Annotated in this window: 19 protein-coding genes and 1 pseudogene; 15 read left to right on the top strand and 5 right to left on the bottom strand. The window is 65.9% G+C overall.

Annotated elements, in window-relative coordinates; genetic code table 11:
* Position 1 precedes the first annotated feature (1 nt).
* The 14 genes from ACVMB0_RS31700 to ACVMB0_RS31635 all read left to right on the top strand — a co-directional run bounded on the left by ACVMB0_RS31700 (position 2) and on the right by ACVMB0_RS31635 (position 15,851).
* Complete coding sequence (locus tag ACVMB0_RS31700; protein ID WP_461348719.1) at positions 2 to 988, top strand: DUF58 domain-containing protein; 987 nt, start codon at positions 2 to 4, stop codon at positions 986 to 988.
* Complete coding sequence (locus tag ACVMB0_RS31695; protein WP_461348718.1) at positions 981 to 1,472, top strand: DUF4381 domain-containing protein; 492 nt, start codon at positions 981 to 983, stop codon at positions 1,470 to 1,472. Before ACVMB0_RS31700 ends, ACVMB0_RS31695 begins: the two co-directional genes overlap by 8 nt.
* On the top strand, positions 1,465 to 2,466 hold the full coding sequence (locus tag ACVMB0_RS31690) for a VWA domain-containing protein (RefSeq protein ID WP_461348717.1): 1,002 nt from the start codon (positions 1,465 to 1,467) through the stop codon (positions 2,464 to 2,466). Before ACVMB0_RS31695 ends, ACVMB0_RS31690 begins: the two co-directional genes overlap by 8 nt.
* Positions 2,459 to 3,982, top strand: coding sequence for a vWA domain-containing protein (locus tag ACVMB0_RS31685; RefSeq protein WP_461348716.1), 1,524 nt, complete (start codon positions 2,459 to 2,461; stop codon positions 3,980 to 3,982). Before ACVMB0_RS31690 ends, ACVMB0_RS31685 begins: the two co-directional genes overlap by 8 nt.
* Positions 3,979 to 5,373: a BatD family protein gene (locus ACVMB0_RS31680; RefSeq protein ID WP_461348715.1), complete on the top strand. Its 1,395-nt coding sequence runs from the start codon at positions 3,979 to 3,981 to the stop codon at positions 5,371 to 5,373. Before ACVMB0_RS31685 ends, ACVMB0_RS31680 begins: the two co-directional genes overlap by 4 nt.
* On the top strand, positions 5,370 to 6,425 hold the full coding sequence (locus tag ACVMB0_RS31675; protein ID WP_461348714.1) for an HAD family hydrolase: 1,056 nt from the start codon (positions 5,370 to 5,372) through the stop codon (positions 6,423 to 6,425). The genes ACVMB0_RS31680 and ACVMB0_RS31675 overlap by 4 nt, the downstream gene beginning before the upstream one ends.
* Positions 6,422 to 6,664: a DUF3302 domain-containing protein gene (locus ACVMB0_RS31670; RefSeq protein WP_461348713.1), complete on the top strand. Its 243-nt coding sequence runs from the start codon at positions 6,422 to 6,424 to the stop codon at positions 6,662 to 6,664. Before ACVMB0_RS31675 ends, ACVMB0_RS31670 begins: the two co-directional genes overlap by 4 nt.
* Complete coding sequence (locus tag ACVMB0_RS31665) at positions 6,664 to 7,605, top strand: HlyD family secretion protein (RefSeq protein WP_461348712.1); 942 nt, start codon at positions 6,664 to 6,666, stop codon at positions 7,603 to 7,605. Before ACVMB0_RS31670 ends, ACVMB0_RS31665 begins: the two co-directional genes overlap by 1 nt.
* 7 nt (positions 7,606 to 7,612) lie before the next feature.
* Positions 7,613 to 8,629 carry a DUF1254 domain-containing protein gene (locus ACVMB0_RS31660; protein ID WP_461348711.1) on the top strand — a complete coding sequence of 339 codons (1,017 nt, stop codon included), beginning with the start codon at positions 7,613 to 7,615 and terminating at the stop codon, positions 8,627 to 8,629.
* Between the two features lie 13 nt (positions 8,630 to 8,642).
* The gene (locus ACVMB0_RS31655; protein WP_461348710.1) at positions 8,643 to 10,073 is read left to right on the top strand and encodes a DUF1254 domain-containing protein; all 1,431 of its coding nucleotides are present in this window, start codon (positions 8,643 to 8,645) and stop codon (positions 10,071 to 10,073) included.
* Between the two features lie 42 nt (positions 10,074 to 10,115).
* Positions 10,116 to 11,579 (top strand): DUF1254 domain-containing protein, encoded by a 1,464-nt coding sequence (locus ACVMB0_RS31650; RefSeq protein WP_461348709.1) that lies wholly within the window; start codon positions 10,116 to 10,118, stop codon positions 11,577 to 11,579.
* 103 nt (positions 11,580 to 11,682) lie between these two features.
* Complete coding sequence (locus ACVMB0_RS31645; RefSeq protein ID WP_461348708.1) at positions 11,683 to 12,708, top strand: SphA family protein; 1,026 nt, start codon at positions 11,683 to 11,685, stop codon at positions 12,706 to 12,708.
* Positions 12,709 to 12,730: 22 nt separating this feature from the next.
* Positions 12,731 to 14,833, top strand: a complete 2,103-nt coding sequence (locus ACVMB0_RS31640) for a cache domain-containing protein (RefSeq protein ID WP_461348707.1) — start codon at positions 12,731 to 12,733, stop codon at positions 14,831 to 14,833.
* 1 nt (position 14,834) lies between these two features.
* On the top strand, positions 14,835 to 15,851 hold the full coding sequence (locus ACVMB0_RS31635; protein WP_461348706.1) for an ABC transporter substrate-binding protein: 1,017 nt from the start codon (positions 14,835 to 14,837) through the stop codon (positions 15,849 to 15,851).
* Positions 15,852 to 15,884: 33 nt separating this feature from the next.
* Here the strand turns inward: ACVMB0_RS31635 and ACVMB0_RS31630 are convergent, their stop codons facing one another.
* Together ACVMB0_RS31630 and murI are read right to left on the bottom strand one after the other, a co-directional pair.
* Positions 15,885 to 16,661 carry an HpcH/HpaI aldolase family protein gene (locus tag ACVMB0_RS31630; RefSeq protein WP_461348705.1) on the bottom strand — a complete coding sequence of 259 codons (777 nt, stop codon included), beginning with the start codon at positions 16,659 to 16,661 and terminating at the stop codon, positions 15,885 to 15,887.
* A gap of 58 nt (positions 16,662 to 16,719) precedes the next feature.
* Positions 16,720 to 17,517, bottom strand: a complete 798-nt coding sequence (murI, locus tag ACVMB0_RS31625) for a glutamate racemase (protein ID WP_456753942.1) — start codon at positions 17,515 to 17,517, stop codon at positions 16,720 to 16,722.
* A 172-nt stretch (positions 17,518 to 17,689) separates the two neighbouring features.
* Between murI and ACVMB0_RS31620 the strand changes: the two genes are divergently transcribed.
* Positions 17,690 to 18,253, top strand: coding sequence for a cytochrome b (locus ACVMB0_RS31620; protein ID WP_461349746.1), 564 nt, complete (start codon positions 17,690 to 17,692; stop codon positions 18,251 to 18,253).
* Here the strand turns inward: ACVMB0_RS31620 and ACVMB0_RS31615 are convergent.
* The 3 genes and pseudogenes from ACVMB0_RS31615 to ACVMB0_RS31605 form a co-directional block, all read right to left on the bottom strand.
* Positions 18,250 to 19,422: a M20 aminoacylase family protein gene (locus tag ACVMB0_RS31615; RefSeq protein ID WP_461348704.1), complete on the bottom strand. Its 1,173-nt coding sequence runs from the start codon at positions 19,420 to 19,422 to the stop codon at positions 18,250 to 18,252. The two genes, ACVMB0_RS31620 and ACVMB0_RS31615, sit on opposite strands and share 4 nt — an antisense overlap.
* Before the next feature lie 188 nt (positions 19,423 to 19,610).
* A pseudogene (locus ACVMB0_RS31610) lies at positions 19,611 to 20,257 on the bottom strand (response regulator).
* Positions 20,258 to 20,267: 10 nt separating this feature from the next.
* Positions 20,268 to 21,638: a histidine kinase gene (locus ACVMB0_RS31605; RefSeq protein ID WP_461348703.1), complete on the bottom strand. Its 1,371-nt coding sequence runs from the start codon at positions 21,636 to 21,638 to the stop codon at positions 20,268 to 20,270.
* Positions 21,639 to 21,679 lie beyond the last annotated feature (41 nt).

Genomic DNA, 21,679 nt, shown 5'->3' with positions numbered 1-21,679 from the left:
GATGACCGAGACATCCGCCAGAACGCCCGGTGTCTACGTCAATCTCGACGATCTGATCGCGCTTGAATATCGCGGCCGTAAGGTCTCGTTCCTGCCGCGCCAACCGGTGCATAGTCTGCTGTCGGGCCGCTTCGCCTCGCGCATGCGCGGCCGCGGGCTGAACTTCGAGGAGATCAGGGACTACCGCCCCGGCGATGATGTCAGAGAAATCGACTGGAAGGTAACCGCGCGGTTGCAGAAGCCGCATCTACGCGTCTTCAACGAGGAGCGCGATCGCCAGGCGCTGCTCGTGGTCGATCAGCGCCTGTCGATGTTCTTCGGCAGCCGGCGTGCCATGAAGTCGGTGACTGCGGCCGAGGCCGCCGCGATCGGTGCCTGGCGTGTGCTCGGGGTCGGCGACCGGATCGGTGCGATCGTGTTCAACGACGGCGATGTCGTCGAGCTGGCGGCACGGCGCAGTCGCGCGACGGTGCTGCGGACATTGTCCGCCATCGTGGCGCAGAACCAGGCGCTCGGCGTCGGCCGCGGCATCGTCACGGCGCCGGGCATGCTCAACCAGGCGCTCGAACGCGCGGTGCGGCGCGCGATGCATGATGCCACCGTGATCGTCATCAGCGATTTCGATGGTGCCGATCCCGCGACGCGCCGGATGATCGGGGCGATGAGTCGACACAATGACGTGGTCGCTGTGCTGGTCCACGATCCCCTGCAGAGCGATCTGCCGGCCTCGAGCCGGATGACCGTCACCGATGGCGAGTTGCAGATTCAGCTCGAAGTCGGGCGCGAGAGCGTTCGCAGGAATATCGCGCAGGCATCGCAGGAGCGGCTGCGCGACGTCTTCGCGTGGACGCGCGAGCTTGGCATTCCGGTGCTGCCGCTGAGCACAGCAGAGGAAACCGCGCCGCAACTCCGGCGCCTGCTCGGCGGGGTGCCGGCCCGGCATGGACGCGGCGGTGGTCACAGCAAGGCGGAGGCGGCCCTTGGCTGACGCCCAACCCATCGTCGCCGATCCCGTGGCCGGCCTGGTCGATTTCCCGCTGCCGCAGCCGGTGAGCCTCTTTCCCGCAACCTGGGCGTCGCGGATCATGATCGTGCTGATCGTCGCCGGCATTGCGGTCGCGGCGTGGCGCCTGCTGCATCGGTTCCGCGCCAACCGCTATCGGCGTGTGGCGCTCGCGGAGCTTGACCGGCTGCTGCAACTGCCCGGCGCGGTACACGACGGAATGGCCGCGAGCCTTGCCCTGCTGGTGCGGCGGACCGCGCTCGATGCCTTTCCGCGCGAAACCATCGCGCCGCTGGCCGGCGCGCGCTGGCTTGCGTTCCTCGACCGCAGCTATGGCGGCGACGAATTCTCGCAAGGCGCGGGCCGGCTGCTCGCGGCTGCGCCCTATGGGCGGACGACGGCTGATGCCGGCGATCTCAAGTCGCTGCAGGACCTCGTGCGACGCTGGATCAGGGGGCATCATGCTTGAGCTCGCCTGGCCCTGGATGTTCGCGATCCTGCCGCTGCCGATCCTGGTGTGGTGGCTGCTGCCGCCATATCGCGCGCGACAGGCCTCGGTGATGGTTCCGTTCTTCGACCGCCTCGCGGCAGCAACCGGACAGACGCCGCAGCGCGGGGCGGTCGTGCTGCAGCGACGGCGAATCCAAATGGTGACAGCCGCCGTGATCTGGGTGCTGGTCGTCGCGGCGCTGGCGCGGCCGCAGTGGGTCGGCGATCCCGTCACGCGTGAGGTCTCCGCGCGGGATCTGATGCTTGCGGTCGACATCTCGGGATCGATGGACCAGCGCGATTTCCGCTCCGGCGATGGCGCCATGTTGACGCGGCTCGACGGCGTCAAGCGCGTGATCACGGATTTCATCGCACGGCGTCACGGCGACCGCGTTGCGCTGGTGCTGTTCGGCACCAAGGCCTATGTCCAGGTGCCGTTTACGCAGGATCTACAGACCGCAACTACATTGCTGGCGCAGACTGAGGTCGGCATGGCCGGCCAGCAGACCGCGATCGGCGATACCATCGGGCTTGCGATCAAGACCTTCCAGGCAAGCAAGGCGCAGGAGAAGATTCTGGTCCTGCTCACCGACGGCAACGATACCGCGAGCCGCGTCCCGCCGGAGCACGCCGCCGACATCGCCCGTCAGAACGGCCTCGTGATCGATACGATCGGCGTCGGCGATCCCGCAGCGTCCGGCGAGAACCGCGTCGATCTCGGCGCGCTGCGGTCGGTAGCCGAGACGACTGGCGGCCATTTCTTTCGCGCCGAGGACGGTGCGCAGTTGCAGGCGGTCTACGCAGACATCGACCGTCTCGCGCCGGCCAAGCTCGATACGCTGTCATGGCGGCCGAAGCTGCCGCTGTTCCAGTGGCCGCTCGGCGCCGCGGTGATGCTGTCGCTGCTGCTGTGGCTCGGCCTGTCGCTGCAAAGCGGCCTGCTGGGACGGAGAGGAGCGCTCGGTCATGCATGACGCGGCCGCCACCTCGTTCCATCTGCTGCGGCCAGTCTGGCTGCTCGCCCTTATCCCGGTTGCTGCCGTGTTCGCCTGGCTGCGCTGGCGGCAGAGCCCGCAGTCGCAGTGGGGCGGGGTGATCGCGCCGCATCTGCTCAATCATCTCATCGTGCAGCCGGGAGCGGGACGCGGCGTCAGCCCGCTCTATCTGGTCGCGGCCGGGCTGTCGCTCGGCATCGTCGCGCTGTCGGGGCCGACCTGGCGGCGCGAGTTGCCGCCTTTCGTCGAGGACAAGGCGCCGCTGATGATCGCGCTGTCGCTCGACAATTCGATGGGCCAAAGCGACGTCGCCCCGACGCGGCTCGATCGCGCCAAGCAGAAGATCAGGGATCTGCTCGCGGCGCGTGCCGGCGCGCGAACCGGACTGATTGCTTACGCAGGCACCGCGCATCTGGTGATGCCGCTGACCGACGATCGTGCTGTCATCGAACCGTTCCTTGCCGCGCTCGCGCCCGGCCTGATGCCGTCGGCCGGGAACAACGCGGCCGCGGCCGTGGCGCTCGCCGCGGAGGCACTCGCGACCGACGCGGTGCCCGGGACGATCCTGCTTGTCTCCGACGATCCCGCCAACGAGGCGGGCGCGGTTCGTCAGGCCGCCGGCCGGAACGGCCTGGTCAAGCTGAGCGTTACACCGGAGCACAAGGGCGCGGGGCTCGGATTCCGTCCGGACGTCGTCCAGGTCAGCATCGACGATGCCGATATTGCGGCGCTCGAGCGCCGGATCGAAACCTCGTATCAGGCAGCGGAAAGCGTCAAGTTTGGCACGCAATGGCGGGACGAGGGGTTTTGGCTGCTGCTGCCGATTGCCCTGCTCAGCCTGCTCTGGTTCCGGCGCGGCACGACGGTGGCCTGGGTTGTCGCCTTCATCGTGCTGTCGCACCTGTCGTCCGCCAAGGCGGAAGAGCCCCGCCGCTTTGCCGATCTCTGGCTGACGCCGGACCAGCAGGGCCGGATCGCCTTCGACCGCGGCGACTATGCGACCGCGGCCAAACGCTTCACAGATCCGATGTGGCGGGGCATCGCGGCCTATCGTGCCTTCGACTTCATTGCTGCCGCCGAGGAATTCGCGCGCGTCGATACGCTCGAAGGACATTTCGCGCTGGGCAACGCCCAGGCGCAGAACCACGCCTATGAGAAAGCGATCGCCGCTTATGACGAGGTCCTGAAGGCCGCGCCCGGCCACGTCGCCGCGACGACCAACCGTGCCATCGCGATGGCGGCGCTCAAGGCGCAAGAGGAGAAGCGAAAGAAGCAGGAGCAGGACGACAGCGCGCCGCCGGACGAGAAGGCCGACGAGATGCGCGTCGACCCGACCCAGAAGGGCGGCAAGAAGATCCTGGTGACACCTGCGGACCTGACCACGCCGGGCGCTGCCGAAGCCTGGATGCGTCAGGTCCAGACCACGCCGGCCGATTTCCTCAAGCTGAAATTTGCGATCCAGGATACGGCGCAGCCGGCGGGAGCAAAGCCATGAGGTATCCGCTCGCCACGGCGGCCTTGATGCTCGGCCTGCTCGCGCCCTGCGCGGCGCTCGCCCAGCAAAGCGCACCGGAGCCGATCGTGCGGGTGACGCTCGATCCGCCGCGCGTCGTGGTGGGACAGGCGGCCACGCTGCGGATCGAGGTGCTGGCGCCGAACTACATGACGGCGCCGCCCGAACTGCCGGACTTCCAGGTCCGCAACGCCGTGACCCGGCAGTTGCGCAGCGCCAACGAGAGCGAGGAGCGCGATGGCCTGACCTATGCCGGCGTCCGGTTCGAATTTGCGCTTCACCCGCAGGAGCCGGGCAGCTACGCGATCTCTGGTCAAACGATCACCATCAAATACGCAGCCGAGCCGCCGGCGACACGCGAGGCCACGCTCGCGCTGCCGCGGATCGCATTCGAAGCGTTCATTCCGGATGCGGCATCCGACCTGCAACCGTTCCTGGCCGCGCGCAACCTGTCGATGGCGCAAACCATCAATCGTTCGTCGGATCAGCTCAAGACCGGGGATGCCGTTACACGGACAGTGACCATCAAGGCCGAGGGCGTGCCGGCGATGCTGCTGCCACCGGTGACCTTTGCTGCGCTTGACGGGCTCAAGCTCTATCCCGCGCAGCCATCCCTTCAGGACAAGACCGAAGGGCGTCCTGAGGTGCTGACATCAGCGCGCGTCGACAGCGGCGTCTACATGCTCGAGAAGGCCGGCGACTATGCGCTGCCGCCGGTCGGCCTGCGCTGGTGGAACATCGACGCCCAAAGGATCGATATCGCGCATGTCGATGCGGTGACGCTGCATGTCGCGGTGAATCCGGCGGCGGGTGATGCATCGTCGGTCGATCCGTCCCGCGTGGGCGGCTCGTGGGGTGCCTTGCTCGGTGTCATCGTCGATCACTGGCAGGCGACCGCGGTGGTACTGCTGTCGCTCGCGGGGCTCGGCTGGCTGATGCCGCTGATAGTGCAGGCGATCGTGGCCCGTCATCGCCGGCATCGCGCGGCTTATCTGCGATCGGAGACTTTCGCGTTCAGGGCGCTGCGGCGCGCCGCGCGCAAGGGCGACGCCGGGGCCGTCTACTTCGCGCTGCTCGACTGGCTGCAGCGATTCGAACCGGTCGCGCCGCAGCACACGGTCGAGGCCTTCAAGGCTGCCGCGCATGATGCTGCGCTCAATGAGGAGATTGGCGTGGTCGAGCGCGCGCTGTTCTCGCCATCGCCCGGCGCGGCGGGCTGGTCACCGGGCCGGTTGCTGCGCCGTGTCGGTGGCGCCCGGCGCCGCATCCGGCGCGAAGCGGTGCGCGCTGCAAGGCATCGGGCAACCGGACGGCTCAACCCCGTTGATGATCGCGTGGTGTCGCTCAACCAGCAGAGGAGGCCTGCGCGATGAGCCACGATGCAGGCCTTGCTGTCTCGAAGCGAACGCTTCTGATCGCGTTGATCGCCCTGCCGTTCAGCCTGCTCGCACCCTCGCGCGCGTTGAGCCAGGCTGACCCGCTGCCGTCCTGGAACGACGGCGCGGCGAAGACGGCGATCGTCGATTTCGTCGCGCGTGTCACGACGCCGGGCGGGCGGGACTTCGTGCCGCCGGCCGAGCGGATCGCCACCTTCGACAATGACGGCACGCTGTGGACCGAGCAGCCCTTCTATTTCCAGCTCGCCTTTGCGCTCGATCGGGTTAGGGCGATGGCGCCGGAGCACCCGGATTGGAAGACCCGGCGACCGTTCAGGGCGCTTTTGGAGGGCGATAGCAAGGCGCTTGCTGCGACCGGCGAGAAGGGGCTGCTTCAGATTATCGCGGCGACGCATGCCGGCATGACCACCGAGGCGTTCGCGGCCTCCGTGCGGGACTGGCTCGCGACCGCAAAGCATCCGCGCTTCAACCGTCCGTATGACAGCCTGGTCTACCAGCCGATGCTGGAGCTGTTGGCCTATCTCAGGGCCAACGGCTTCAAGACCTTCGTCGTCTCGGGTGGGGGCGTCGAATTCATGAGGCCGTGGATGGAGCGGGTCTATGGCATTCCGCCGGAGCAGGTGGTCGGATCGTCCGGCGTGGTGAAATTCCAGATCGGCGCCGACGGCAAGCCTGACCTGATGAAGGAGGCCAAGGTCGAATTCATCGATGACGGACCGGGCAAGCCGGTCGGAATCAACCGCTTCATCGGTCGCCGTCCGATCTTCGCTTTCGGCAACTCCGATGGTGATCTGCAGATGCTGCAATGGACCACAGCGGGTGCGGGCGCGCGCTTCGCCGGCATCGTGCACCACACCGATGAGGTTCGCGAGTACGCCTACGATCGGCAATCGAAGATCGGCAAGCTCGACAAGGCGTTGGATGCAGCCGCTGCCGGCGGCTGGACGGTGGTCGACATGAAGCAGGACTGGAAGGAGGTCTTTCCGCCCTTGACCAGCGCCGATGCCGCGAAGGAGGCGAAACCATGAGCGGCTACGACATCTTCGCCTGGATCGTGCTCGTCATTCTGGTCGCCAGCGCGATCGGCGTGTTCTGCATCGCGGGCTGGCTGCCCGGGCATATCGCGAAGACGCGCAACCATCCCTATGCGCAGGCGGTGATGGTGGCGGGATGGATCACCTTGATCTGCGGCTTTGCGCTGTGGCCGGTCGCCTTCATCTGGGCCTATGTCGATGTGCCGGCGCCGCGCCGGGCAGGAGATGCGTAATGGGTGTCGCGATCTTCAACACCTATCTGGTGCTGCTGTTCCTGCTGGTGCACTTCAAGGTCGTGCGCTTCAACCTGTTCTGGAAGGCGTCTCCCTTCATCGTGCTGGTGCTCTTGCTGTTCGGCCTGCTGGTGCCGATGGGGTGGGGCGCGCCGCAGGGCTCCGCGCTGGTGGTGCGCAACGCAGTGTCGATCGTGCCCGATGTGGCGGGCGAGGTGACCGAGGTGCCGGTTGTCGCCAATGCGCCGCTCAAGGCCGGTGATATCCTCTTCAAGATCGATCCGACGCCATACGACGCGCAGGTCAAGGCGATCACGGCACAGCTCAAGCTGTCGAAGACGCGGCTTGCGCAGATGACGACGCTCTACGAGCGCGATGCGGGGCGCGGCTTCGACGTCGAGCAGCGGCAATCCGAGGTCGACCAGCTCAGCGGCCAGCTCGAGGCCGCGCAGTGGAACAGCGACAAGACGACGGTGCGCGCGCCGGCCGACGGCTACGTCACCAACGTCGCGCTGCGCAAGGGCGCGCGGGTGGCGAACCTGCCGCTGTCGCCGGTGATGGCGTTCATCGATACCTCGAACACCATCATCGGCGTCGAGATCAACCAGATCGATGCGCGCTATGTCGCGCCGGGGCAGGAGGTCGAGGCGACCTTCAAGTTCGCGCCCGGGCAGATTTATTCAGGCAGGGTCGAGAGCGTATTGCAGGCGGTGGCGACCGGCCAGGTCACGACCTCCGGCACCGCCGTCGCCCCGAAGGCGATCGAGGCGGTGCCCTTCGTCGTGCGCGTCAGGCTCGACGATGCCGCCTTCGCCAGCCGCCTGCCGGCCGGCTCGACCGGTACGGCCGCGATCTATACCGACCATCTGAAGCCGACCCATGTCGTGCGCCGCGTGATCCTGCGCCAGCTCGCGATCGTCAACTATGTCAATCCGTTTTGAGGGCAATATGAAGCAATACATCACTGCGATTTCGGTTTCGATGTTCACGATCCTGCCGGTACTGGCACAGCAGCCGGTCCCGGTGACGCCGCACAATTTCGTGCGTGCAGAGACCGACATGTATCTCGGCAAGTTCGTCAAGGACGGCGCGCTCGGAAAGTTCATTCACGCGCGGGAGCCGGCTTCGATCGACCAGCAAAGCGTCATTCGGATGAACCGCGACACGGTTTACTCGCAAGCTGTGTTCGACCTCGATGCCGGCGCGGTCACGGTCACCATGCCCGATTCCGGCAAGCGCTTCATGTCGTTGCAGGTGATCGATGAGGATCACTATACGCCCAACGTTTTCTACGGGCCAGGCAGCCACACCTTCACGCGCAAGGGCATCGGCACGCGCTATCTGGCGCTGATGGTGCGCACGCTGATCGACCCGAACGACCCCGATGACATCAAGCAGGTCCATGCGCTGCAGGACCAGATTCGCGTCCGGCAGGCCGGCGCAGGCAAGTTCGAGGTGCCAGACTGGGATGAGGCGAGCCAGAAGAAGGTGCATGATGGGCTCCTGCTGATGGCCTCGACGATGAAGGAGTTCAAGGGGGCGTTCGGCGCCAAAGGGCAGGTCGATCCGATTAATCGTTTGATCGGAACGGCCGCGGGCTGGGGCGGCAATCCGGACAAGGACGCGACCTATCTCGGCAATACGCCGACGAAGAACGACGGCAAGACCGTCTACAGGCTCAACGTCAAGAACAACGTGCCCGTCGACGGCTTCTGGTCGATCAGCGTCTACAATGCCGAAGGCTATTTCGAGAAAAATCCTCAGAACGCCTACACGCTGAACAACATCACGGCCAAGCGGCAAGCCGACGGCTCGGTCGCGGTGCAGTTCGGCGGCTGTGACGGCAAGATACCGAACTGCCTGCCGATTACGAACGGCTGGAACTACATCGTACGGCTCTACCGGCCGCGTGCGGAGGTATTGAGCGGATCGTGGAAATTTCCTGAGCCGCAACTGGTCAATTGAGATGGAGGTTGGGATGAGAAAGGCGGCAACGATCGGCGTCATTGCACTGATGTTCGCGACGATCGGTGCGCGCGCGCAAACCGTTGCGCCGGACGAGCTTGCCGGGCGCAACATCCACCGCCGCGCCGTCGAAGCCATGATCTGGGCGATGCCTGCGGTCAACACCGACCTGATGCTGCAGGCGATGCTGACGAGCACCAAGGCGAAGGTGAACGAGATCGTCTATTGGTCCAAGCCGGTGAACTGGAAGAACCAGACGCTGACGCCCAATCCGGACTCGATTTATTTCATGTCGTTCTGGAGTGTGAAGGATGGTCCTGTCGTGATCGAGATTCCGCCGGCGCAGGGTGGATCGATCGCCGGCAATATCGTCACCTCATGGCAGATGCCGCTGGAGGACGCCGGCCCTGATGGCGCCGACAAAGGGCAGGGCGGCAAATATGTGATCCTGCCGCCGGGCTACAAGGGCGAGGTGCCGGCCGGCGCCTTCGCTCTGCAATCCGACACGTACAGCGGCTTTGCACTGCTGCGCTCCAGCCTCGCCAGCCATAAGGAGGCCGACATCGCCAAGTCGGTCACTTACGGCAAGCAGGTCAAAATCTATCCGCTGGCCCAGGCGGCCAATCCGCCGCCGACCAATTTCACCGATGCCTATGATGTCCTGTTCGACGCGACGATCCCGTATGATGCGCGCTTCTATCGCAATCTCGACCGCGTGGTGCAGAACGAACCGTGGCTCGATCGCGACCGGGCGATGATCGATCAGCTCAAGACGATCGGCATCGAGAAGGGCAAGCCGTTCAATCCGGATCAAAAGCGGACGGCGATCCTCGACGCAGCCGCGCGCGAGGCGCACGCGGTTCTGTCACAGCGCTATGACGACGGCTTTCCCGTCATCAATCCTGGCATCCGCTGGTTTCCCGCAGCGATGCCCGAGATGGTGAAGGCAGCCCAGGGCGGCTACGCCGACGCGGACACCTATCCGGTCGACGCGCGTGGCGTGACCTACACGCTCGGCTTTACCGGCATCAAGCGGATCGGAACCGCCCAGTTCTACCTGATGAGCAGCAAGGACAGGGATGGCGAGACCTTCGACGGCGGCGGCACCTATCGTCTCACGGTGCCGGCCAACGCGCCGGTCAAGCAGTATTGGTCGGCGACGGTCTACGACCGCGAGACTCACGCATTGGTTCGCCACATGCCGCGTGCCAGCCGCGCCTCTATCAGCGACGGCATTCAGACAAACGCGGACGGCTCGGTCGACATCTATTTCGGGCCGAAGGCGCCCGAGGGCAAGGACGCCAACTGGGTGCCGACCGATCCGAACCGCAAGTTCGAATTGCTGTTCCGCCTCTACGGGCCGGAGAAGCCGCTGTTCGACCACAGCTGGAAGCTGCCGGATGTCGAGCGGATCGCCATGACGGTCGGCGGCTCGACGAAGTGAAGCGCAGGGAAGCAGTTATTAAATGCAACAGGGAGTTGTGTGATGAAGGCCCTTCTCTTGCTATCGACCGCTGTCGCGCTCGTCTGCGCAATCCCGGCGTCGGCGCAGACGCAATCTCCGCCTTACGCGTTCGAGCGCGGCTATCCGACCGCGGATACAACCAAGCGCGCACGCGATGAGGCCGACTTCCAGCGCGCGATCACGGCCTATCGGTTCTGGTATCCGACCGTTTCGGTGGAAGGCATCTTTAACGGCAACCGCGAGGTCGGCATCAAGGACGACGAGAAGATGGGGATTGCCGCCACCGGGCCTCGCCAGGTTGGCTTCACGCTGAACTCCGATACGCCCTATGGTTCCGCCACGCTCGACCTGTCCAAGGGGCCTTACGTCATCGAGCTGCCGCCCGGCGCTTACATCGGTCTAGTCAATGACCATAACCAGGGCTGGGTGCAGGACCTCGGCCTGCCTGGTCCCGATGCCGGCAAGGGGGGCAAGCACCTCGTGCTCCCTCCCGACTACAAGGGCAAGGTCCCGGAGGGCTACTACGTCGGCCGCTCGAAAACCTATAAGAACCTGCTCGCGGTGCGGGCGCTGCCGGTCGGCGGCGACATCAACAAGGCGATGGACGCTTTGCGCGCCTTGAAGGTCCATCCGCTCGGCAGCAACGCCAATCTAGCGATCGTCGATACGAGCAAGGAGAAGCTGGACAGTTCCTCGCTGCGTTGGGAGGACAACCTCCAGTTCTGGCAGGTGCTCAAGCGGATCGTCGACGAGGAGCCGGTCGTTCCGTCCTTCCTGCCGATGTACGGCCTGCTGTCCGAACTCGGGATCGAGAAAGGCAAGCCGTTCGCGCCGGATGCGCGGATGACGGACATCCTCACACGCACTGCGAAGGCGGGGCGCGATCAGATGCTGGTGTCGGCCTTCGACAGCGCCCGGCCTGATCGCATCAACTGGCCCGATCGCAAATGGGAGTGGGTCGGCCTGACGCCGGGCAGCGCCCAGTTCGAGACGCCGGCCGGCATGGACCTCGAGGCGCGCGACCGCTGGTTCGCGCAGGCGATCGTCACCTCGCCGGCGATGTTCCGCCGCACCGCCGGCGCCGGTTCGCTCTACTGGATGAGCGTGCGTGACGACACCGGCTCTTACCTCGACGGCGCCAAGAACTACACGCTGTCATTGCCGCAACCGGTCCCCGGCAAATTGTTCTGGTCGGTCACGGTCTATGACACCGCGACCCGCTCGCAGGTGCAGACCGACCAGGATCGCGGCGCGCTCCGCTCGATGTTCGAGTTGAAGGACATCAAGGGAAGCGCGCCGGCGCAACTCTATTTCGGCCCGGATACACCAGCTGGGCACGAAGCACATTGGATCAAGACACAACCCGGTAAGGGCTGGTTCGCCTACATCCGCATCTACGGACCGGAGGAGGCCGCTTTCGACAAGAGCTGGAAGCCCGGCGACTTCACCGAGGTGAAGGGCGCGACGGTCGGGAGCACGAAGTGATCCCGCAACTGAACTGGAACTGGAAATTCCCGGAGGCGCAGGCGGCGAACTGAAGCGCCTGCGAATCCGCTATGTTGCCTTGAAACGAAGTGGGGAGGTCAGGATGAGGTTGGACAGGAATCACAAGCGCGCCGTACTCGGCATGATTGGCGTGCTCGCAGTATCGGCAGCGCCGCGCACGGCGTTGGCCGACGCCGGTGGACTGAGCTTCTGGCTGCCCGGCTCGTTCGCGAGCCTGACGGCGGCGCCGGCGATGCCCGGCTGGGCGTATGAGACGATCTACATTCACCTCGATCAAAGCGCCAACGCGGGCAAGAATTTCGTCATCGGCAACCGCGTGCCCGGATCGGTCGTGGCCGGCCTCAACGCCCATGCGGACGCACTGGTGGAGGGATTCACCTATACCTGGGCGCAGTCGGTGCTTGGCGGACAAGCGGCCATCACCTTCCTCGCCGCGCCGGGAAATATCGGCGTCGGCGTTGACGCGACGCTGACCGGTCCGCGCGGCAACACGCTCTCGGGCACAGCAACCGACAACCGCACGACGGTGTCGGACGTCTTCTACCAAGGCACCCTGAAATGGAATCAGGGCGTCAACAACGAGATGGTCTACGTCTTCGGCAACATCCCGAGCGGGACCTACGACAGCAGCCGCCTTGCCAATCTCAGCTTCGGATTCACCGCGATCGACGTCGGCGGCGCCTATACCTACCTCAATCCGGCATCCGGCCAGGAGTTCTCGGTGCTGGCGGGCGTCACCTACAATGGCATGAACAAGGATCTTCAGTACCAGAACGGCATCGACTTCCATGTCGATTGGGGAATGTCGAAGTTCGTCGAAAAGAATGTGCATGTCGGCGTTGCCGGCTACTACTTTCAGCAGATCACCGGCGACAGCGGCGCCGGCGCCAAGCTTGGCGATTTCAAGGGACGTGTCGCCGGCATCGGCCCGCAGGTCGGGTTCATGTTTCCGGTCGCCGACGGCTATCAGGGTTATCTCAACCTGAGAGGCTACAAGGATTTCGCCGCCGAGAATCGTGCGGAGGGGTGGTCCACCTGGGTGACGTTCCAGCTCTCGCCGGCCGCGCCCACAACCACGCCGACGAAGCCGATCGTGCGGAAGTATTAGGAGGAGGCGAACGACAAGCCCGATGAGTGACGCGCCTGCGACCAGCCGGAGGCCGGTCCGTATCGGCTTCCGCGCCTCGATCATCACGGTGTTCATCGCCGCGGTGCTGGTGGTCGGACTGACGCTGGTCTATCTCAGCTTCCAGCGGGTCTCGTCGATCACGCAGATGGCCGCGAGCACCTTCATCGACAAGGTGGCCCAACTCGGCGCCGACCGCATCGACGCGCAGTTCAAGAATGTGCGCGACAGCCTCGAGATCCTGGCCGGGCTTCCGGCCATCCAGGAGGCCGACATCGCCGACAACACCAGGCTCTACGGCCTGCTGGCCTCGATGCTGCGCAACAATCCGCAGATCTTCAATCTCTATGTCGGCTACGAAGACGGCTCGTTCCTGGAGATGGACGTCATCGATCGCGCCAAGCCGCAATTCCGCAGCAGCCTGAATGTCGATGCCGACGCGGTCTACCGCGTCGTCATGATCGCCCGCACCGGGGCAGCTGCGGCCGCGCCGGCCACGTTGTTCCTGTCGGAAAACCTGATCCAGGTCGCGGAGGTGGCGGGGCCGGAAAGCTACGACCCGCGGCAGCGTCCCTGGTATGTCGAGGCCTTCAGGGACCGCAAGACGCTGCTCACCGGGCCCTATGTCTTCTACGCGACCGGCGAACCCGGCTACACGCTGCGCACGCCGCTGAAGGAGGGGCGCCGCGGGGTGGTGGCCGCCGATCTGCTGCTTAACCGACTCGAGGAGATGCTGAGCCGGCAGAAGCTCGGCAAATCCGGGCTGGCCTTCCTATTCAACGACGCCGACCGCATCGTCGGCCATCCCGAGATGCGCGACCTGATGGCGGAGCACGGCGATGCATTGCCTGGGATCGACGCCATCAAGCTTCCCGGCCTGTCTGCCGCGATCCAGTCCTGGCGGAGCGGTGGGGGCGCCCAGCAGTTCTTCACCGATGGCGATGGGCGGACGCTGGTGGCAGCCTTTCACCGGATCGAGACCGCAGGCCCGGCCAATATCCGTCTCGCGGTGATCGCCCCGCTCGATGAATTCTTTGCCAAGATCATCTCGGAGCGGCGCGCGCTGTTTGCCATCGCTCTCGCTTTCGTGGTCGCGATGCTGCCCTTTGCGTTCTGGCTCGGCTCGCTGCTCGCCCGGTCGCTGCGCGAGCTGGCGCGCCAGACCGACGAGATCCAGCACTTTCAGCTCGCCGACCGGCCAAGGATGCAATCGGCGATCGACGAGATCGACGAGCTGGGCCGTTCGGTGTTCACGATGCGCACCGTGGTGCGCAACTTCTCCAGCTTCATTCCGCAGCCGATCGTACGTCAGCTGATGGAGTCCGGCGCCTCGCTGCAACTCGGCGGCGTCAGGCGTGAGGTTACGGTGCTGTTCACCGACGTCGCCGACTTCACCGCGAAGACGGAGAAGGCCGATCCGTCGCAGGTCATGATCTTCACCTCGCGCTATTTCGCCGCGATGTCGGAGGCGATCATGAAGCACCATGGCACGATCGACAAGTTCATCGGCGACGCCGTGATGGCGCTGTGGAATGCACCGGATACGGATCCCGATCACGTCATTCATGCCTGCGAAGCCGTGCTGGATTGCCTGCATCGCAACGCCGAGCTGAACCGGGCCTTCCGGAGCGAGGGCTGGCCGGCCTATGCCACACGGTTCGGCCTGCATCTTGGCGATGCCGTGGTCGGCAATGTCGGCTCCGCCGATCGCATGAACTACACCGCCCTCGGTGCCACCATCAATCTGGCCTCGCGCCTCGAGGGCCTCAACAAGAACTACGGCACGCAGGTGCTGGTCAGCGCCGCCGTGCGGGCGCGCGCCGAACACAGATTCGCGTTCCGCAGCGTCGACCAGATCCGGCCGAAAGGCTTTGCCGAGGCGATCACGGTCTACGAGCTTTGCGGCGAGCGCGGCGATTCGGAGCTGTCGTTCTGCGCCCGCTGGGAAGCCGCCTACAATTCGATCCGCTGCGCCGAGCCCGCCACGGCGCTGCTGCGTATCGCCGACTTCCTCGCCGAATATCCCTGGGACGGCGTCGCGCAATACCATGCCGGACGGCTGCGCAGTGCCGTCCAGCAACCGCTGCACGATTTGTCGGTGCATTGAGATGCAGGTCGAGGTCGGTTTGTTGTCCCGCAAGACCAGCCGGCGACGCCTGCTCATCGGGACGGCGCTGGGCGCTGCTGCGCTCGCGTCACCCGCGATCGCCCGGGAACGAGTGCGGCTGCGGCTCGGCTATCTCCATGTCGTCGCCGTCGACGGCCAGATCCTAACCGGCCTCGACCGCGGCTCGTTCGAGCGGGAAGGGATCGACTTCGATCTGGTCGAGTTCAATACCGGTCTCGAGGTGGTGGAGGCGATGGCCGCCGGGAAGCTGGATGTGCTGTCGGCCGGTGCGGTCATCTCGAGCCTGCTGCCGCGCGGCGGTTACACCGCGTTCCTTGTCAACGATATCGAGATCGCGACCGCGCAGCTCTGGGTGCGGCCCGACAAGGGTGTGCGGACTTTTGCCGATCTTCGCGGCAAGCGCATTGCGACCACCAGGATGAGCACGGCTCACATCTTCCTTGACCACGCGTTGCGCGCCAACGGCCTGGCCCCGGCCGATGTCGAGATCGCGAACAGCAACATGTCCGCGGCGGTGAACGCGTTCATCGCGGGTGACGTTCCTGCCGTCGCGCTCTGGGTTCCGTTCAATATCGCGGTGCGCGACAAGGCACCCGGCGCCATCAAGCTGGTGGACGCATCCGCCTATTATCCGCAATCGGCCGTTGTCGGCGGTTGGGTCGCCCGGCAGGATTATTTTGCCGCCAACCGTGACGTGTTCGGGCGGATCATTCGCGGCTGGGCCGATGCCAACGACCACATGCTCCGCAACGGCAAGGCGGTGGCCGAAGCGTTGCAGAGGAAGCATTATCCGCAGGCGACGGTCGTCGATATCGAACAGGCGCTGGCCGCGCAGAAGATGTTCTCGTCGCGGGAGTGGAAACGGCTCTACGCCGACGGCAGCGTCACCAAATGGCTGCAACAGGTCAGCGACTTCTTTGCGACCGAGGCGCCGATCGCGGCCGCAACGCCGGCCACGCAATATTTCGACCCGAGTCTCTATCTCGCAACGGTCTAGGTCGCCTGATGGCGGCCGGACGGTTGACGACGTCTACCGCCTGATCCCCGCGAAGGCGGCTGTGATGCCGCGCTGGAACAGCGACCAGTCGAAGCCGAGCGCGAGCGCGAGGTAGCCGCGATCTATCATCGCATTGGCCTGGTCTGCGGTGCGCGCGACGCCGCCGATCGGCACGCCGCTCTTCATGATGCCTTGCTCGGCGCGCTGCATCAAGGCGACCACCTCGGGATCGTCGGGCAGGCCGCGCTTGTTGATCGAGGTGGCGAGATCGCCGGGGCCGATCACCGCGAGGTCGATGCCGGGCGTTGCCATGATCTCGTCGATCCGGTTCACGGCGTCGACATGCTCGATCGTGATCATGCAGATCATGTCGTCGTCGGCGGTCGCCATATAGTCGTTCATCGAGACACCCCAGCGGAACGGCGCATGGAACGGGCCCCAGAGCCGGTCGCCGTTCGGCGGGTAGCGCACGCTGCGCACCGCCTTCTCGGCATCACCGCGGTCGAGGATCATCGGGAAGTTGATGCCGAGCGCGCCGAGATCCATCGGCGCCTTGGCGAGGTGCGGCTCATTGGCTGATATCCGCACCATCGGCACGCAGGGCGTGCCCGACGTGGCGACGATCATCGCATGCGCGGTGCCGAGGTCGATCGGGCCGTGCTCGAGATCGACGATAATCCAGTCCAGCGACTGCGCCATGATCTGCACGGTCTGGATGCTCGGAATCGTCGCGATCGCGCCGAAGGTCGGGCGCTTGTCGCGCCACTGTTTTCGCAATCGATTGAGCGGCGTCAGCGGGGCTGTGGTCACGTGCGGTCTCCTTCGAAGGAGAGCAGAGGCTAGCAGCGCGTTGTGAGCGCGAAAAGCATCAGGCTGGGACGCGGCCCCCGAAGAACGGCGTCAGCGCCGCGGTCAGGGCGTGCGGACGTTTCGAGGTGAAGATCATCTCGGCGCCGGCTTCATCGCTCTCCGTGCCGGCCGGCCCGAGCAGATCGGCGACGCGGCGGGCGATCGCCGGCGCCGGATCGATCCAGTCGACCGGCCACGGCGCGAGCCGCGACAGCCGTTCCAGCAGCAGCGGATAATGCGTGCAGGCCAGCACGACGGTGTCGGTGCGCGCGGGATCATTCGGGCCGTCGCCGACGAAGCAGGGTGCGAGCTCGGCCGCGATATCCTCGTCGCGCACGCTTGTGCCGCTGAGGGCTGCTTCCGCCAGCGAGGCGAGCTCGCCGGAGCCGACCAGCGTCACCTCGCAGCCCTGAGCGAAATCCGAGATCAGCTTGCGGGTATATTCCCGCTTCACGGTGCCCCTGGTGCCGAGCACCGAGACGCGCCGTGTCTTCGAGGAGGCGCAGGCCGGCTTGATCGCCGGCACGGTGCCGACGAAGGGCAGACGGTAAGCGTCGCGCAAATGCGACATCACCAGGGTGGATGCCGTGTTGCAGGCGATCACGACGAGGTCGGGCGCGTGGGCTGCGATCAGCTCGCCGACCAGCGGCACCACGCGGGCGATGATCTCGTCCTCGCCGTGGTGGCCATAGGGGAAGAAGGCATCGTCGGCGACATAGACATAATGCGCGTCAGGCCGGGCGCGGACGACCTCGCGCAGCACGGTGAGGCCGCCGAGGCCGGAATCGAACACGAGGATGGTCGGGGGAGTGGACACGCGGAAAGTCTATCCGAAGCAGGGTTACCATTCAGTTGTTTTTGCCTGCCCGGGGTTTGCGGCCGACAAAAGGCGGTGAGGCCGGGAATTTCATATGGCCTTGGTCAATACCTGCAAGTATCACGGCAAACTGTTGCTGCGACATGCGAAATCCAAACAGGGCCAATCCACCATGATCCGCAATACCGCCGCGAGTTGGGGCTCGCTCGCCCGCGCCTTCCACTGGGTGCTGGGCATCGCCATCATCGGCATGCTGGGCTATGGCTGGTGGATGAACCACATCCCGGCGCGGGCGGACAAGTTCTTCTACCGGTCGGTCCACGCCGATATCGGCTATCTGGTGCTGCTGCTGACGGTGCTGCGGCTCATCTGGCGCGGCGTCAATCCGACGCCGGCGCTGCCGGCCGAGATGCCCTCCTGGCAGCGGATCGCCGCCCGCGTCAGCCACGGCGCGCTTTATGCCGTCGCCATCCTGGTAGCGATGCTGGGCTGGGCCCATTCCGGCTCCCGCGCCCAGGACTATTCGAGCTTCTTCGGCCTGTTCCACGTGCCCCAGATCACCTCGCCCGACAAGGCGGCGGCGGATGCCTATGAGGGGCGTCACATCTACTTCGCCTATGTCTTGCTGGCGCTGATCGTGCTGCACCTCGCCGCGGTCGCCTACCATCACTTCGTGAGGCGCGACCGCGTCGCGGGGCGGATGGTGGGGGCGAACCCCGCCGATCGCGCGGCTTAGCCCGCCGGCATCTGCTTCTCGACCAGCCGCACCCAGTAGGACGCGCCATGGCCGAGGATGTTGTCGTTGAACTTGTAGGCGGGGTGGTGGCACATCGGGCCGTCGCCCATGCCGAGGAACACGAATGCGCCGGGGCGCGCCTCCAGCATGAACGCAAAATCCTCGGCACCCATGACAGGCACCAGATTGTCGTTGACGCGGTCGGCGCCGACCACATCGCGGGCGATCTCGGCTGCGATGCCGGCCTCGCGGGCATGGTTCAGCGTCACCGGATACATCCGCCCGTAGTCTGTCTCGGCCGATCCGCCATAGGCCTTGGCGATGCTGGAGGCGACCTCGCCGATCCGGCGCTCGACCATATCGCGCACACCGGGATCCAGCGTGCGCACGGTGCCGCCCAGCGTCACGGTCTCCGGGATCACGTTGAACGCGCTGCCGGCCTCGAACATGGTGATCGAGATCACCGCCGACTTCAGCGGATCGAGATTGCGCGACACGATCGATTGCAGCGCATTGATGATCTGGGCGCCGATCAGCACGCTGTCGATCGCCTCGTGCGGCGCAGCGCCGGCGTGGCCGCCCTTGCCGTGCACGGTGATCTTCAGCGTGTCCGACGAGGCCAGCATCGGGCCCGGCGTGGTCGCGAAATAGCCCTCGGGCAGGCCGGGCATGTTGTGCAGGCCGTACACTTCCTGAATGCCCCAGCGCGTCATCAGCCCGTCGTCGACCATTGCCTTGCCGCCGGCGCCGCCTTCCTCGGCGGGCTGGAAGATCACGACCGCGGTGCCGTCGAAATTGCGGGTCTCGGTGAGATATTTCGCGGCACCCAGCAGCATCGCGGTGTGGCCGTCATGGCCGCAGGCGTGCATCTTGCCGGGGACCTTCGAGGCGTAGGCGACACCCGAGGCTTCAACGATCGGCAGCGCGTCCATGTCGGCGCGCAGCCCGATGGTCTTGCCTGACGTCGACTTGCGCCCCCGGATCACGCCGACCACGCCGGTGCGCCCAATTTCGGTCACCACCTCGTCGCAGCCGAACTCGCGCAGCCTGTCGGCGACGATGCCGGCGGTGCGGTGCACCTCATAGAGCAGTTCGGGATTCTCGTGGAAGTCATGGCGCCAGGCGGCCATTTCATCCGAGAGGGCGGCAACGCGATTGACGATGGGCATGGGGAGCGTCCGTTTCTTGTGATTGCGCAGGGCGGGTCAGCGTAGCGTAACCCGCCAACTTGTCGCGGGGCAATGGCGAGGTCGCCATCGGAGGTCCGTAGCCCGGATGGAGCGCAGCGCAATCCGGGATCGTTCCTCATGCAAGGTCCCCGGATTACGCTGCGCTCCATCCGGGCTACAGGACCGGCCTACAAATTCGCCAGCCCGCATTCGACCGCGAGGCGGACCAGTTGGGCGTCGGTCCGCATCCCGGTCTTGGCCTTGATCAGATAATGGTAGTTCTGCACGGTCTTGGTGCTGAGGTTGAGATTGGCGGCGATCTGCTCCTTGGTGTGGCCGGCCGCGAACTGCCGCAGGATCTCGATCTCGCGCTCGCCGAGCTGGTCGAGCGCCGATTCGGTCGGCACCAGGCTCTCGAGCGCGAGCACCCGCGCGACGTCGTCGCTCATCGCGTGCTCGCCGCGCGCGCCACCGAGCGGATCGCTGCGATCAATTCGGCCGGCTCGCTGCCCTTGGTGACGAAGCCGCTGGCTCCGGCGCCGAACGCCGCCTTCACCTGGGCCGCCTCGCTGTGCATGCTGAAGACGAGGATGCGGGCATCGGCGTCGCGCGCGCGGATGTTGCGGATCGCCTCCAGCCCGCTCGCGCCCGGCATCGAGATGTCCATCACGACCACGTCAGGCTGGTGCGATTTGAAGGCGCGATAGGCATTGGCGGCGTTGTCGGCCTCGGCGACGACGCGGAAATCGTCCTGATGTTCGAGCACGCGGCGATAGCCCTGGCGGACGACGGGATGATCGTCCACCAGCAGGATCGAGATGCTTCGAGCCGTCACGGTCGTCGTCTCAGGCCGCGAGCGGGATCGTGGCGGCGACGCTGACGCCGCGGCTGGCGCGCGCGATCGACAATGAGCCGCCGAGCGCGGCGACGCGCTCGCTGACGCCGGTGAGGCCGAAGCCCGCCGATTGCGCCACCTTGGCGGCATCGCCGCCGCCGTCGTCCTCGACCCGCACCAGCAGTGCATTCTCGGTTCCGGTCCGCCGCTCGATCCGCAGCACGATCTCGCGCGCTGAGCTGTGGCGCAGCGCGTTGGTCAGGCACTCCTGCGCGACGCGATAGGCTGTGGCGGCGACCGTGCCGCTGATGTCGGCAAGATCGCCTTGCAGATCGAGCTGGATCATCGGCTGCGCCGTGCGCGATCGCCAGCTGTCGACCAGATCGACCAGGCTGGCCTCCAGCCCGAGCTCCTCGGCCGGCGGGTGACGCAAGCGGTTCAGCGTGTCGCGCAGGCAGGCCATGATGCGGCGCGTTGCCTGCGAGATCATCCGCGCGTCCTGCGCAATCTCGGTGCCGGCGGCGTATTTGTCGCCGGAGCTCGCCTCGATCGTGTTGGCGAAGGCGAGGATCGCAGTGAGGTTCTGACCGAACTCGTCGTGCAGCTCGCGCGCCAGCGCGCGGCGTTCGTCGCTGCGAATTTCGAGCAACCGCCGGGTCAGCACCGTGCGCTCCTCCTCGGCCTGCGCGAGGCGGTCGCCGAGATCGCCGACGGCGCGTCCGATCATCGCCAGCTCCATCGAGCGGACGCGCGGCAGCGGGGTCCGGTACTCGCCGTCGGCCATGCGCCGCAGCGCGGATACGATCGAGTGTGCAGGTGCCAGCGTGTGCGCGATCGCCAGCGAGGCGAGCAGCGCGATGGCGAGCGCCATCAGCAGCGCGACATGGATGTTGTCCAGGATGTGCTGCCAGGCGAGCGCGATCGCAGCGGCCGGATCGGCGATGGCGCGGACGGTTCCTGCGGTCGCGGCGCGGGCGCTGATCGGTCGCTCGACGGTGGCGTGATCGCCGAGCACCATCTGGACGATGTCGGCGAACCAGCGCGGCGGCGCCTTGCCGATCCCCTTGCTCTGGCCGCACAGCGGCTTCTCGAATGCACCGGCCGGTTCGAACTGCACGCAGATCCCGGGCGCGATCAGGCCCATGGTTTCGATGGTGCGCCAGTCCGGCGCCGGCAGCAATTGCTCGCGCATCCGGTTGCTGCGCAGCAGCAATTCGCGCCAGTAGAGCGCCTCGAGGGATTGTGAGACCCGCTCGGCGGACGCCTCGGTGGCGCGATCGACGCTGCGATAGGCGTCGATCGTGGCCCAGACGGTCGCTGCGCCAAGGCACAGTGCGACGATGACGAGCAGGCGGGCGACCAGTTCAAGCACGAGGCGCATGCGATCACTCCACGGCCAGCAAACGAGAGCGTGATGCTAAC

The sequence above is a fragment of the Bradyrhizobium sp. USDA 4451 genome (assembly GCF_054822585.1).
Note: the sequence above shows the minus strand (reverse complement) of the source record. Positions and strands in the feature narration are given on the sequence as shown.